The 14484-nt window shown below is 49.5% G+C and carries 13 protein-coding genes; 6 read left to right on the forward strand and 7 right to left on the reverse strand.

Going from position 1 to position 14484, the window contains the following annotated elements:
• Window positions 1-3: 3 nt before the first annotated feature.
• Complete coding sequence (locus AB6B37_RS10590) at window positions 4-546, reverse strand: SRPBCC family protein (RefSeq protein ID WP_371395758.1); 543 nt, start codon at window positions 544-546, stop codon at window positions 4-6.
• Window positions 547-737: 191 nt separating this feature from the next.
• Between AB6B37_RS10590 and AB6B37_RS10595 the strand changes: the two genes are divergently transcribed.
• Entirely contained in the window at window positions 738-2252 is a 1515-nt protein-coding gene (locus tag AB6B37_RS10595) for an FMN-binding glutamate synthase family protein (RefSeq protein WP_371398444.1), read from the forward strand.
• Here the strand turns inward: AB6B37_RS10595 and AB6B37_RS10600 are convergent.
• Together AB6B37_RS10600 and AB6B37_RS10605 are read right to left on the reverse strand one after the other, a co-directional pair.
• Window positions 2249-3154 carry a haloalkane dehalogenase gene (locus AB6B37_RS10600; RefSeq protein ID WP_371395759.1) on the reverse strand — a complete coding sequence of 302 codons (906 nt, stop codon included), beginning with the start codon at window positions 3152-3154 and terminating at the stop codon, window positions 2249-2251. The two genes, AB6B37_RS10595 and AB6B37_RS10600, sit on opposite strands and share 4 nt — an antisense overlap.
• Window positions 3155-3174: 20 nt before the next feature.
• Window positions 3175-3420: a ParB N-terminal domain-containing protein gene (locus AB6B37_RS10605; RefSeq protein ID WP_371395760.1), complete on the reverse strand. Its 246-nt coding sequence runs from the start codon at window positions 3418-3420 to the stop codon at window positions 3175-3177.
• A gap of 70 nt (window positions 3421-3490) precedes the next feature.
• On the opposite strand from AB6B37_RS10605, the gene AB6B37_RS10610 reads away from it, so the two are divergent.
• Window positions 3491-4153, forward strand: coding sequence for a fumarylacetoacetate hydrolase family protein (locus AB6B37_RS10610; RefSeq protein WP_371395761.1), 663 nt, complete (start codon window positions 3491-3493; stop codon window positions 4151-4153).
• A gap of 12 nt (window positions 4154-4165) precedes the next feature.
• Here the strand turns inward: AB6B37_RS10610 and AB6B37_RS10615 are convergent, their stop codons facing one another.
• Complete coding sequence (locus AB6B37_RS10615) at window positions 4166-4903, reverse strand: dienelactone hydrolase family protein (protein WP_371395762.1); 738 nt, start codon at window positions 4901-4903, stop codon at window positions 4166-4168.
• 153 nt (window positions 4904-5056) lie between these two features.
• On the opposite strand from AB6B37_RS10615, the gene AB6B37_RS10620 reads away from it, so the two are divergent.
• The gene (locus AB6B37_RS10620) at window positions 5057-6046 is read left to right on the forward strand and encodes a LysM peptidoglycan-binding domain-containing protein (protein ID WP_371395763.1); all 990 of its coding nucleotides are present in this window, start codon (window positions 5057-5059) and stop codon (window positions 6044-6046) included.
• Window positions 6047-6078: 32 nt separating this feature from the next.
• Here the strand turns inward: AB6B37_RS10620 and AB6B37_RS10625 are convergent, their stop codons facing one another.
• Window positions 6079-7077, reverse strand: coding sequence for a hypothetical protein (locus tag AB6B37_RS10625; protein WP_371395764.1), 999 nt, complete (start codon window positions 7075-7077; stop codon window positions 6079-6081).
• 107 nt (window positions 7078-7184) lie between these two features.
• Between AB6B37_RS10625 and pyk the strand changes: the two genes are divergently transcribed.
• Together pyk and AB6B37_RS10635 are read left to right on the forward strand one after the other, a co-directional pair.
• On the forward strand, window positions 7185-8597 hold the full coding sequence (gene pyk, locus AB6B37_RS10630; RefSeq protein WP_371395765.1) for a pyruvate kinase: 1413 nt from the start codon (window positions 7185-7187) through the stop codon (window positions 8595-8597).
• A gap of 141 nt (window positions 8598-8738) precedes the next feature.
• On the forward strand, window positions 8739-11909 hold the full coding sequence (locus tag AB6B37_RS10635) for a M10 family metallopeptidase C-terminal domain-containing protein (RefSeq protein WP_371395766.1): 3171 nt from the start codon (window positions 8739-8741) through the stop codon (window positions 11907-11909).
• Window positions 11910-11946: 37 nt separating this feature from the next.
• On the opposite strand, the gene AB6B37_RS10640 is transcribed toward AB6B37_RS10635, so the two are convergent.
• Both AB6B37_RS10640 and AB6B37_RS10645 read right to left on the reverse strand, forming a co-directional pair.
• Window positions 11947-13305 carry a cation:proton antiporter gene (locus tag AB6B37_RS10640; RefSeq protein ID WP_371395767.1) on the reverse strand — a complete coding sequence of 453 codons (1359 nt, stop codon included), beginning with the start codon at window positions 13303-13305 and terminating at the stop codon, window positions 11947-11949.
• A gap of 90 nt (window positions 13306-13395) precedes the next feature.
• The gene (locus AB6B37_RS10645) at window positions 13396-13917 is read right to left on the reverse strand and encodes a hypothetical protein (protein WP_371395768.1); all 522 of its coding nucleotides are present in this window, start codon (window positions 13915-13917) and stop codon (window positions 13396-13398) included.
• A 171-nt stretch (window positions 13918-14088) separates the two neighbouring features.
• On the opposite strand from AB6B37_RS10645, the gene AB6B37_RS10650 reads away from it, so the two are divergent.
• Window positions 14089-14481: a hypothetical protein gene (locus tag AB6B37_RS10650; protein ID WP_371395769.1), complete on the forward strand. Its 393-nt coding sequence runs from the start codon at window positions 14089-14091 to the stop codon at window positions 14479-14481.
• Window positions 14482-14484: the final 3 nt, after the last annotated feature.

A 14484-nucleotide genomic window follows, 5' to 3' on the forward strand; every position in this document is an offset into this window, starting at 1 on the left:
AGCCTATCCTGCCTCAACAATCGTTTTTAGCCGCAAGAGCGCCGCATCAAAATCGCGACCCAATGCGGTTTCATCCCCACCCTTTAACAAGCGTTGCATATAGGGAAAGCCGCCGACGTCTTTTTCAAATTGGATAAAAACCCCTACACGGCGACCTGACTCATCAGGGAGCAACGCATAGGTGACCGAGGCTGGCTCTGCATTTAACAAGAGTGCGGACTGCACAAATTCAGGGGCTTGGCTGGAAATAATCTCCTGCGAACTTATCGCGGCGTCATCCGCATCAGAACTGCGCCACATCACCGATGCCCCGACACCGTCGATCGCTTCGCCGTAAACATAAGAGGCGTCAGGCCGTCCCGCCGTCCAAGGTGACCACTGCGCAAATAATTCCAAATCATTTAAATAAGGAAAAATATCCTCAGCTGGCGCATCAATATAAATCTCGCGCTCTACGGTTAGTGTAGGAGAGGCAAAATATCCGCCAACCACAAGGGCGAGAAACAACAAGAAAATCGCGCCTATGATTTTGAAAAATAATCCCATGGTCGTCTTACTGTCCTCTTCTGTTCATGACCCACATTGTAGACGTTTGCGTTGATTTGCAAGGTTTCCAACTTTACCCGTTCAGCCCTTGGCATATGCCCATCATAGGGTCATAATCCAACTGTATAATTTTGGGGATTACGATGATAAAAAGCCAATTCACTTACACAGTTATGGCCGATGGCGGCATGATGGAGATGCTAACGGGCACCGCTATTCGTGGGCTGAATATATTGGGCTCATTATTTCTTTTTGTGCTGGGTATTATCGTCGCCGTTGTCATTATAACGTTTATTATCGATGTGCGCCAAACCAAGGACACGGTGCGCCGCAATTACCCCGTTATCGGGCGATTTCGTAAATTATTCTCTACATTGGGTGAGTTTTTCCGCCAATATTTCTTTGCGATGGACCGCGAGGAAATGCCTTTTAACCGCGCGCAGCGTGATTATATCAATCACATTGCTGATGAAGGCAAAGAAACCGTTGCCTTTGGCTCCACGAAAGTCATGGCACCGGGCGCGACGTTATTTGCCAATGGTATGTTTCCAAAACTAGAAGGACAGCACAGCTCGATTACTCCCGTTATCATCGGCCCCGACGCCCAGCACCCCTATGAGCCCAATAGCTTTTTTAATATTTCGGCCATGAGTTACGGGTCACTGTCAAAACCCGCCATTCAAGCTTTGTCTCACGGGGCGCAAATGGCGGGATGCTGGCTCAACACTGGCGAAGGTGGGTTGTCGCCGCACCACCTAGAAGGGGGCTGCGATATTGTCTTTCAACTGGGCACCGGGAAATTTGGCGCACGGAACGAAGACTCAACATTGAACGTCGAAAAGCTCGCGAAGATTTGCGAAAACCCACGTGTTAAGATGATTGAGTTAAAACTCTCACAAGGGGCTAAACCAGGAAAAGGTGGTATCTTACCCGCCGAGAAAGTTACGGCAGAGATCGCAGAAATTCGCGGCATCACCAAAGGCGAAGCGGCTATTTCGCCTAATCGCCATGTCGATGCCGGAACGCCCGAAGAGTTGCTCGACTTAATCGCTAAAACAAAAGAGGCCTCTGGACGACCCGTAGGCATTAAATTTGTCGTCGGTAGTTTTGTTCCTATCGAGCAATTACTCAAAGCGATCAGAGCGCGTGGGCTTGACGCTGCGCCAGACTTTATGACGATTGACGGCGGCGACGGCGGTACGGGCGCAGCGCCGCTGCCGCTTATGGATAGCATGGGTTTGACCATTCAAGAGAGCCTACCGCTTATGGATGATTTACTGCGCGAATATGGTTTGCGCGACCGCATCAAACTTATTGTCGCGGGCAAGTTGGCAACACCAAGCGATATTGCTTGGGCATTTTGTGCCGGTGCTGATTTTGTCAACGCCGGGCGCGGTTTCATGTTCGCGCTGGGTTGTATTCAGGCATTAAAATGTAACAAAAACACTTGCCCCACAGGCATTACGACCCATGACAAACGCTTGCAGCGGGGATTAGATCCCACCAATAAAGCTGTGCGTGTCATGTCTTATGCCAAAGCCATCCGTAGTGAGGTCGAGATGATCGCCCATAGTTGCGGCGTTGACCATCCGCGTCAATTAACGCGTGACCACGTTATGATTATCCAAGCAGATGGACGCCCGCGTTTATTATCCGACATCTGGATTGACCGCCAAAAAGCCATTCAAGCCGATGAAGTGAACTAAAGTCTTTCGCAAAATTCCAAAATGATTTGCGATAACGCGTCAGGGACATCTTCTTGCAGGAAATGCCCGCCTCCTTTGACGATTTGGTGCGGTTGTCCCTTGCATCCAGGTACGCGGCTATGAAAATGCTTATCAAGGCCCGCTGTGATTGGGTCTTGATCTGAAAAGGCCGTTAAGAACGGCTTATCAAATCGCGATAAAACATCCCACGCGTTTAGATTATCGTCCACACCGTCCATATCGGGTGATATGGGAACAAGGGCAGGGAAAATTCGCGCCCCCGCCTTATAGCTCTCATCAGGATATGGCGCATTATAGGCGGCCTCTTCGCCAGGCCCTAAATCATTGACGGTCGCGCCGCGAATAACGCCCCCGACAGGAAATTCTGGAATGACTTTGGCAAACTCTCGCCACTGCATAAAGGCATCGGGCATGCTGCCCTGTCCTGTCGGCAAAAACGTGTTGGCTGCTATCACACCTGCGAAACGCTCTGGATATTTCGCGACAAGACGCAATCCAATCAAGCCGCCCCAGTCTTGACAAAACAGCACGGCATCGCGCGTATCTACTGCCTCTAGCCACTGGCTCATCCAATCGACATGGCCCGAATAGCTATAATCTGATTGCGCGCTGGGTTTATCAGAACGGCCAAACCCAATCAGGTCTGGCGCAAGAACGCGGCAACCTGCATTCGCAACTTGGGTAATCATTTTACGGTAAAGATAGGACCAACTGGGCTCGCCGTGCATCATTATCACAATGCGACCATTACGTGGGCCCTCATCAACATAGTGCAAGCGCATATCACCGAGCGCGCTGTCATTGATGACGGTGTAATGCTGCGTGAAAGAATAATCGGGCAGGTTCTCAAACTGTGTATCGGGTGTTCTTAAAACCGTCATGGAGAGACCCTTTGAGAGAGTTATTTTTTACGCGCTTGGACAATATGGCATTCTATCAGGTCTTGGCCAAGAAGCCGTAGCGCCTCAAGACGGTGCAATCCCTCTTGAAGCACATATCGGCCGTCCCCTTGGCGCACATAAAGCGGAGATTGCAGACCATTTTCTAAGATGTCTTCGGCCAGTGGTAGGATTTTGTCTTCATCCAACGTTTTCTTCTTGCCTGCAGGGACGTAGATTTTTTCTATCGGGATATCGACAACGCGCATTGGAACTCCGCTTGGTTTTAGGGTATGGTAGGCGCATTAATCGGTCATGACAATCTATGTGGGGTCATCAATGAGCAAAAATAGCAACTATGCCTTTCGCCCCGCCGATCCCGTCTGCTTACCAATCGCAGGAAGCGAGCAGCGCTTTCCCGTGCGACGCATTTACTGTATTGGCCGTAATTACGCCGACCATGTCAAAGAAATGGGCGGTGACGTTAACCGGTCCGAGCCTGTGTTTTTCACAAAAGCGGCCGAAACCATTGTCCATAGCGGCGCGGATATACCCTATCCCCCCAATACAGCCGATGTGCATTACGAAGTCGAATTGGTGGCCGCAATGGGCCCAGACGGTATTTTCGGATATGGGGTCGGCATTGATTTAACGCGGCGCGATTTACAAGCGGGCGCCAAGAAAACAGGCGGGCCATGGGCACGGGCAAAGAACTTTCACCGCTCTGCCCCGTGTTCGGCGTTAACACTGGCCAAAGACGTTGACTTATCCAATGCCCATATTGTCCTGCGTAAGAACGGCGATATTGTTCAATCATCCAGCCTGTCCAAGATGATATGGTCCGTGTCAGAGATTGTCTCCCGCCTGCGCGAAGATATGGACCTACAGGCGGGTGATTTGATTTATACGGGCACGCCCGAAGGCGTCGGCCCCGTGGCCATTGGGGATGAACTGTCCGGCGGTGTTGAGGGGCTAGAGCGCATTACTGTGCGCTTCGTTTAACCCCTATTTACTTTAAACGTTGACGCCGTGCATCCCAAAAACTTCGTTTAGAAGCTCTAGCGTGGCCGTCCATGCGCGCCGTTCGCTATCTGCATTAAACTGTAGACCCAACGACTTGTTATTGGCTTCTGGCACCATAAAGGCGTGGCTCGTTTGGCCGTAAGCGTGAAGCTGCCAATCACATTTTGACTTAGCCAGTTCTTCACCGACAGCTACGACTTGCGCAGGCGGCACCATGGGGTCATCCCAGCCGTGCGCTATAAGAACTTTAGATTTTATTTTCTTTGGCTTGTGACCATCTGGAGCATCCAACAATCCGTGGAAGGACACAGCCGCTTTGAGATCAATGCCCGCGCGCGCCATATCCAGCGTGCAAAGCCCACCAAAGCAAAAGCCCATGGCTGCCATATGGGTCTCATCAACCATATCGAGCGCAGCGGCGGCTTTATAACCCGCTTTCAGGCGTTTAAGCAGTTTAGTGCGGTCCTCTTTGAGGGGACCCATCAGCGCCATTTTATCATCAACGGATTCTGGCAGCGCGCCGTCACCGTAGTTATCCAGCGCAAAACCGACATAACCAAGGGCTGCCATTTGAATGGCTTTATCTTCGGCAAAACCATCACGACCACCCCAGGCGTGGTTTATCAAAACGCAGGGCTTTGGATCGCCAAAGCTTTCATCCCACGCCAGATAGCCAATACAGGTCGTTTTGCCGTCTTTATACTCAACAGGTTTCGTGGTGATGGTCATATGCAGTCCTCCGCTTTTTCGTTTCATTGCATATAGTGTGCCGTTGTGGAGGCCTCAAGGCGCATCGTGCGACTGACGGCGGATAAGCGGGACTATTAAGAGAATATTAGCCATATTTATTCACAATGAGGACGTATTTTTAAGGAGACAGCCATGTCTAATCGTCTAATCGTGATTGCCCTTGCTAGCACAGCCATTTTAGCGGCCTGCGCAACGGCACAAGAAAACCCGAATTACCAATATAGCACAAAGTTCAAAGGCGCCTCGCCTTACGCGACACCAACGCAAAACGCGTCCAACACAGTTACAACGGTAACAACGCAGCCCGTAACCTATGTCCAAACAGTCCCAGCCATAACGGGCGCCACGCAAAACGCGTCCTATCAAACGGTCACGCAAAACACACAGACTCAGAACTCCGCGGGTTATAACACAGCCCGCTATAACGGTGCGCAACCCGCGAGCTATACACAGCTTGACCACCGCTGCTTGTCAAAGGAAACAAATCGTCAGTTGATCGGTGGGGCGCTTGGCGGCACAGTCGGAGCGGTATTAGGCAAGAAAGTCATTGGCGGCACAAAGGGCGCTGTCGCAGGAGCGGCCTTGGGCGGTGCAGCGGGATACGGTATTGGTGATAAGTCAATTAATTGCGATCCCGTACAAGTCCCAATTGCGGCGCAAACGCCCGTGGTTAGCCAAGCTTACTATCCAAGTAACAACGCCGTCTATAATCCCGCACAAGGTGAGGTGGTTTTCGCGAACACACAAACGGTAAGCCCCGCAGCGCCTACTGATGCGGCTATGCCAGCAGAGATTACACAAGGCTACGGCACGCCTGGTTATCAAGCCATGTTGAATGCGCAAAACGACACCTTGGATGATATTAACGCCTATGTGCCTGACACAGCATCCGCCGCTGTCCCCGCCCCGCAAATGGTAGATGTTAGCTCTAGCACCACTGCGCCCTATTCCATAAGCACCACATTAGGGGGTCAGCATCAAGTGATGGAAGGGGATACGGTTTACTCATTATCGCGCAAGCTTTGCACATCGATTGATGACATTAAACAGATGAACGGCTTAGGATCTGATTTTAATATTAAAATCGGTGACAGCCTGCGCCTGCCTGCCTCTCGTTGCTAGGCAGCATTTGCGATTTGACGTGCCTATGGGGTTTAGCTTGCTAAGCCCCATATTAGTAAGACGGCCAGCCCGATAAAGAACAGGCTCGTGACTATGGTGAGGCTACGTTTGTCAGATTTGACTGCCATGGCGATTTCTTCTTCGCTATCTTGCCAAGACCCACGCACCACTTGGGCAAGGATAAACAAAATATAGGCGTAAGAAATAATATAGACCATATCTAGCAGCATCAGATAGCTGACTTCAGGCAAGGTTCCCGCTGTCGTGATTTGCATTGCAACCAACGTTAGTAGTGCGGTGATCACAAGGCCAATGCGTCCTTCAGTATGGGTTGGATCAATCAAAAGCGACAGGCCCGAGCATGTCAAAATAATCAAGACCGGCAGAATAAGCTTTAGAACGCCAAATTGCCAAGGTCGCGATATGGGGACCTCTACGATCACGCGCGAATAAGACCCTGTTTCAGGATTGTTTAAATCACCGAAAGTCGTCGGGTAGGGTTTGGCTTTTACGACCAAACGGGGTTCCCCAATTTTATAGCCTGGCAAGGTCAGTTCATTATTGATTGTCACTTTTTCGGTATCGGCGACAAATTTAACAACTTCGGAACCATATTCAGCGTCTTCAATGATGAATTTCAAAACCTGTTTGTCAAATGGGTATTTTGCCAAAGGCATTTTGGCGGCAAAGGCCCCTTGGTGACGGATATAATTATAAAAACTCCCGTCTACATCCATCACCTCTGGCTCGTCGTAACCAACATCCTCAACATGCGCCTCAGGGTCGTGCAAGTTCATAAATTCAAATGTATCCACGGGCGAGATGTCAGGATCCGCCCATCGAAACCAGATATAAATATCGCCAGGATAAGAGTTTGATTTCAAATTTACCTCGTGAATATCATTCACATAAGCCCCAACATAGACTTTAGCGGGCTCTGGAGCGGCTTCATCTTGGCCTAGCGCTGGTTGAACCAGCCAAAAAAACGCGATGATCACGCTGGCACACATACGAAAAATTGATGATATCATATGAAAACCCCTGATTGCGCTTAATATGACTGTAAAACTTAATGCAATCAAATGATTCTGCGTTTATGTCTTACGCTGTCACAATACGGATTATTTAGGAGAGTGCCATGCGTGGACGTTTTGCAAAGATTTTAGCAACAGTCGGTCCCGCGAGTAGCGCGCCAGACACACTTCGCTTGCTTAGCGATGTTGGTGTTGATGCCTTTCGCCTTAACTTCTCCCACGGTAGTCATGATGACCATGCGCGCTCTGTTGAATTTATCAGGAAAGTGCAAGCGGATACGGGCCGTCCGATTACAATCGTCGCCGATATGCAAGGTCCAAAGCTGCGGGTTGGCGAATTTCCCAGCGGACAGATTGAACTGCGCTACGGCACAGAGATGACCCTGGTTCTTGCCAAAGACACGACTGAGGCCGATGTCATTCCGATTAATCATCCCGAATTGTTCAGAGCCATGGAGCCAGGACATCAACTTAAATTTGATGACGGCAAATTAATGGCGACCATCACAGAAAACAATGGAAAAACCATGCGCGCACGTATTGATGTGCCCGGTGTTTTAAAAAACAAAAAAGGTATTAACGTCATCGGCGCGACCTTGCCGCTGTCCGCTATGACGCCCAAAGATCAAAAAGATATGGTCTTTGCCCTGTCACAAGACGTTGATTTCATCGCCTTGTCATTTGTGCAAACTGCCCAAGACGTGATTGATGCGCGCAAAGTTGTTGGCAACAAAGCTGGCATTATTGTCAAAATTGAAAAGCCTTCCGCTGTGGACCAATTGGACGATATTTTAGAGCTTGCCGATGCGGCCATGGTCGCGCGGGGTGATTTGGGTGTTGAATTACCGCTGGAGCGCGTCCCCGTTGTGCAGCGCCAGATAATTCGCAAAGCGCGCGCATTGGGTAAACCCGTAATTGTCGCCACCCACATGCTGGAGAGCATGATTGACGCCCCGACCCCGACCCGTGCCGAGGCCTCGGACGTGGCCACCGCTATTTATCAAGGCGCAGATGCGGTGATGTTATCAGCCGAGACAGCAGTCGGCCGTCACCCCGCAACAGCGGTGGCGATTATGGACCGCATCATTCGCGCCGCCGAAGGAGATCCAGAGTTTTGGGATTATTTCAAGTCCCGTCCCCTACCCCACGATACCCGTGTCGAGGACGCCATTGGCCATAGCGTGCGCGGCATTTCCGAGATTTTAAACTGTAAAGCGGTTCTCGGCTTTACTGCAACAGGATCAACTGTGCAGCGTATTTCACGCGAACGTCCGCCGTGCCATATTGTAGGTATCACTCCAATGGCCCGCACCGCCAGCCGTCTGGCCCTATCATGGGGCGTAACTCCCGTTGTGACCGATGACCCGCAAGGGTTTGACGGCATGGTAGAGACCGCCCGCAAAGTAGCGCGCGATCATATTGAGGCCAAAAGCGGCGATAAAATCATGATAACAGCGGGTATCCCCTTTGGTGTGGCGGGCACGACCAATACGCTAAAAATTGATACGCTAGATTAGTCATTTATTGAAACGGCGTTAACCCTGGCACTAATCTGTTGTGTCAGCGCGCTCCAGACTCGTCCAAGATTCCTCCTCGTTAAGCCCCAATTAATATGTTAAGCTTAGCGCGAAGGGTCTGTTGCGATTAGGGATGATGACATGCGCCAGTTTTTTGACAATGCAAATTTTGACACGGACATCGCGACCAATGTCTCGGTCTTAGATGATTTCTTAGTCTATCATACGGATAGCTGCGCCTGTTGTGATTGTGACCAGTCGCCCGACTCGGATGGGGGTTTCATCATGCCCGTCGACATCGAAGAAGCCCATAACGGGCTTGATAAGCCCAGTTTTGACTACGACGAAGCCGCTGTCCAAATTGGACGTGCGAATTTCAAATGGGACGACTTAGTCGGCGACCGCGAAATCGGCACCGCTGGCATTATTGAATGGTCATTCCGCAGCTTCTTTGCCGAAGATACAGCTGAAAATCCGCAAGATTATGGCCGTGTCGACCCCGATATGATGAACTTCGTTTTTCGCGCTATTAATTATTTTGAAAATGTCGCAGATGTGTCCTTTGTACGCCTTGGCACAGGCACAAGCGGCGAAGCGGCGTTCTCTGATGACGCTGATCTGCAAATCCAATCATTCCTGAATTACGGTGGCGGTTGGGCCAGCACGGGACGCACACGCACAAGCAACGAAACTATTTGGACCGCGACAAACTCAACGGTGACCATTGGCGAGACCGCGGGTTATGTTGATGATGACGATTACGGCATGTCTGTCACAATCCACGAGATTGGTCACGCGCTCGGCCTCTCCCACCCTGGCGATTATAACGGCTCTGGATCAAACTACGTCGATGACGCTGAGTACTTTGAGGATAGCCGCCAATATAGCGTCATGAGCTATTGGAGCGCGTCTAATACAGGTGCCGATCACGCGGAATGGGTGTGGCAAGACGGTCAGTGGAATTATGTCGGCGGCTATGCGACGAATTTCTTGCTGCATGATATTGCGGCTTTGCACCGTCTTTACGGTGAAAACACAACGGCCTATTCGGGTGATACGGTTTACGGCTTTAATTCCAATACCGGTGATAGCGGATGGACGCTGTCTGATAATCTGGACAGCATCATTGCTGCCGTTTGGGATACAGGTGGGATTGATACGTTGGATGTATCCGGCTTTGATGTTGAATCTGACATTGACCTACGCGAAGAGGCGTTTTCCAGCTTTGGTTACCTGACTTATAATTTTTCTATCGCGCGCGGTGTTGTCATTGAAAACGCCATTGGCGGCGGCGGTGAAGATACGATTTTAGGCAATGATGCGAATAATGAATTAACGGGTAACGCTGGCGATGACTCACTTATGGGCGGTGCGGGTAATGACACGCTAATTGGCGGCACGGGTAATGATGCCATGGACGGCGGTGACGGCGATGATATAATCTATGCCGACGCAGAAGATGACTTTAGCCAGATATTTGGCGGCGACGGCGTTGATATGCTCTACCTCGTGACAGAGGACGCCAGCGGTCTTGATATTGTCGGACAAGGGTTTGAGAACGCCGAGGTTACAAACTCAGCTGGCGATATTTTGATGGCTGTTGCCACCGTCGGCCAGACATTGACTCAAACGGAATTTGATATTGCAGGCACACAAAGCTGGGCCTCGAAAAGCGTATCTTATGTCGGAGACGAAATTAGCGAACGTGAAACCGCGAATGATAATGGTGTTGTTGTGTCCACAACAAATGACCTTGATGACGCCTTTGACTGGGCCACGCGCACGGTCACTGTCGATACAGATGACACGCAAAACTATCAAACACAGACGGCTTACCAAAACGAAGCGGGGCAGTTTACGCAGCGCGTTTCATTGTTTGATGACGGCCGTCTGGTCACAAATAACTATGACCTTGGCGGGCTCGAAACATGGGATGAACGAATTACCGTGCAAGACACGACGAGTGTTCAAAGTTGGACAAGCATTACAGTCGAAAAAATAAACGGGCAGACCTCTTTGATCTCTTTTGACTATGATGTGGGGCTCACCCGCACAACCCGTTATGACGTTACAAATAGTGAGGCGTGGGAGACTGAGCTCATACTCATTGATGATGATAATACTGAGACTTGGACAGAGTTCACCACACGTAAACTTGGCAACATGGTTATGGAACGCGAATATACCTACGATAATGGCAATGTCCTGACCCTGACCTATGACGTTTTAAATGAATATGATTGGGCGACACGCTCTGTAACTCAAGACAATGGTAATCTGTTCGGTTACCAGACATACACCCAATATCAGAACTCAGCAGGTCAATTCATACAGCGTGAAACATTGTTTGATGACGGCCGTCTTGTCACCAACAACTATGACGTTGACGGTTTAGAGACGTGGGATGAACGGATTACAGTTCAGGACACGACGAGCGTTCAAAGTTGGACAAGCATTACAGTCGAAAAAATTAACGGGCAGACGTCTTTGATTTCGTTTGATTATGATGTGGGGCTCACCCGTACAACCCGGTATGACGTTACAAATAGCGAGGCGTGGGATACTGAGCTCACACTCATTGACGATGATAATACTGAAACTTGGACAGAATATGCGACACGTAAACTTGGCAACATGGTTATGGAACGCGAATATACTTACGATGATAGTAATGTCCTAACCCTGACCTATGACGTTTTAAATGAATACGATTGGGCCATACGCTCTGTAACCCAAGACAATGGTAATCTGCTTGGTTACCAGACCTATACGCAATATCAGAACTCCGCAGGTCAGTTTACACAACGTGAAACACTGTTTGATGACGGCCGTTTGGTCACCACAAGCTATGACGTTGACGGCAATGAGGACTGGGATACGCGTACAGTTGTTGAAGACACAGCGGATATACTCGGTTGGTTCACAGTTACCACTGATAAAATCGGCAACGCCGTCAGCGAGCGAGTTTATGTCTTTGATGATGGTGTTGAACGGACCACGACATATGATTTGGACAATAACGAGGGTTGGTCGAATTACACCCTTTCGCTTGACCTTAACAATGCCTTTGATTGGGCGGAAATCGAGGTCTACCGCAGTGATAACGGCAACCAAATTGAGACCTCAACGACGCTCTTTGATGACGGCCTGCGCGAAACTTACATCTATGACCTTGAAGATTTTGAAAGTTGGGCCTACGCGCGCCAGCTTGATGATACAGGCGATACTGAAGACTGGCTGACTATCTTTGAATATTATGACGAAACAGGCGCGCTTATCGATAGCTTCACTGTTTACGATGACGCCGTATAAGCCATTAAATTAATAAATCCAATTGAAAAAGAGCCAGCTAAACTGGCTCTTCTTGTGTTGTGACAACCTTTTTCACGACGCGCTCCACAGTTAACCCCTGCACAATAATCGAGAACACAACTACGCCGTATGTCGCGGCCAATATCAACGGTTTGTACTCATTATCAGGCAGTGAAAGCGCCAAAGCCACGGAAATGCCGCCGCGTAGCCCCGCCCATGTCAGAACGGGAATCGCGCCTTTTGTGGGATTTGTAAATGTACTTAAAATTTTCATGGGCACAGAGACAGCGGCAAACCGCGCTATAAGCACAAGCGGAATACACAGTACCATAATCATACCAAATTTAGTTGTGATACCCAGCACAAGAATTTCAAGACCGATAAGCAAGAACAAGACAGAGTTCAAAATCTCGTCAATCATTTCCCAAAAGCCGAACAGATAGCCCCGCGTCCGTTCGCTCATGGATTCGCGCGCACCTTTATTGCCGACCAAAAGGCCCGTAATCACCACAGCAATAGGGCCGGATAAATGCAGTCGCTGTGCCAAAGCATATGTGCCAGCAACGATACCCAGCGTGATAAGGATTTCAATGGCATGTTCATCAAGACGCCCCATCATGCGATAAGCAATCCAGCCAGTGACCGCACCAAGCAAGGCACCACCACCCGCCTCTACGAAAAATAGTTGGGCGATAGACCCTACCGTTATCTGGCCGTGCCCTCCCCCGTGGACCCCTGCCCCGTGGGCTGCGTCACTGGCAGCTTGCCCCGCCATTTGAGCCCCTGTCAGCGCGACATCGCCGTGTCCTGTTGTGCCAACTGCGACTGCCACTAAAATAGAGAAAACAACGACCCCAACACCATCATTAAACAAGCTCTCGCCCGCGATTTTGGCCTCTAGGCTTTTGGGCATTTTGACAGTTTTCAAAATTGACAATACGGCGACAGGGTCTGTCGGGCTAATCAACGACCCAAAGACGAGCGCCCATATATAGGGAATATCGGCACCAAGGCCTTTGGCGAGGAAGAAAAATCCAGTTCCGACAATAAAAGTCGACAACAAAACACCAAAAGTCGCCATGGAACCAATGGCCCATTTCTGCGAGCGCAGGACATTAAAATCTACGTGAAGAGCACCTGCAAATAATAAAAATGCCAACATGCCGTTCATAACGGTAGCATTAAAATCAATCTGCCCAATCGCGTTTTGAATAGTCTGCGTCAGACCTAATGTGGGAAACACAAGCTGTAACCCCATTAAGACAAATGACGAAACCAAAGCCATGACCAGCAAGCCAATCGTGTGTGGTAGTTTTATAAAGACGTGATTAAGCCACGCAAAAAAACCCGAAGCGACTAGCAATAAAGCTGCGATTTCAAACAATGATAACATCATATATCCCCCTGCCCTTGGTTAACCGAGACAGGGAGGAATGCAAAGGGTATTATAAAATTCACTGCAGGAATTCTCCGCCAAATACAGGAATTATTCGGGGCTAGCAGGACCTGTAAAGACGGCGGGGCGAATGCTATCTGCTACACTTCGGGCGTTGTAAGTGTCCTCACCTCCACTGCGCAGCAAACGCACTTCAATGGAATTAGTGACCTTATCACCTTGAAGGGCGCGCGCTATATCGTTGACACCGATGCCAACATTTACATTTGTTCCACCGCGACGACCATAATATCCGCGACCACTACCCAGTCCGATACCAACAGAGGTTCGTACCGGAGATCCCCCTCGATTATTGTCTGATAAAGTGCCGCCGATAATCCGAAAGTGACTATAGCCTTCAGCAAGTGCAATTTCAGAGGCGCGCAGCAAAGCATAATCTTGGGCTTCTTCAATATTGCGGCCCGTATAACGGATGCGAAAACGGTCTTGTTCAATTTGCGTATTATTAAATCCCAAACCATTGGAGGATGTCGCTGGACCGTAAGCAGACGGCCCCGTTGGGCAGGCGCTAAGCCCTAAAATAGCTAGGCTTGAAATAAAAATATGACGCATATGACCTCCAATTTTATGTACAATAGCAAAAATCGGCTGAGCGGAACATGAATAATAACAGCGGGATATGCCGTAATCACAGTCATCGTAATACGATCTTATCGCCCTCAACGCCGCTTGAATGACGTTGGTTTTTTACGTATAGAACGCTCACGGTGCTGATTGGATGATATGATTAAAAACGATGACATTTTAACGCCACTCGCAATCGCGGTCGTAATCGACCGCGTTGTAAAGGCACCCGAGCTTTCGGAATTTGTCAAACAGGCACAGGCCTTGCAAAATTTGTTTGACCTGCCTGTTTTGTCTGAGACGGATTTGAAAGCTTGGTTTACTAAACACGCGCCGGGCTTACGCGAAAAGCTAGACAGCAAACGCCGAAATACTTTGGTTTTACGGGTGCTGACACAGTTTTCAGAAGACGTTTATGTTGAAAACCTCTATGACGCGATCGTTCAAATATCGATAAGTGACCAAGAATACCGCCGTGAGGAGTCAGATTTCGTTAAATCTGCCGCAACATTATGGGGATATGACCGCCCGCCCATAAAAATTATAGATTAGGCC

Source organism: Fretibacter rubidus (genome assembly GCF_041429785.1).
Taxonomy (GTDB): Bacteria; Pseudomonadota; Alphaproteobacteria; order Caulobacterales; family Maricaulaceae; genus Fretibacter; species Fretibacter rubidus.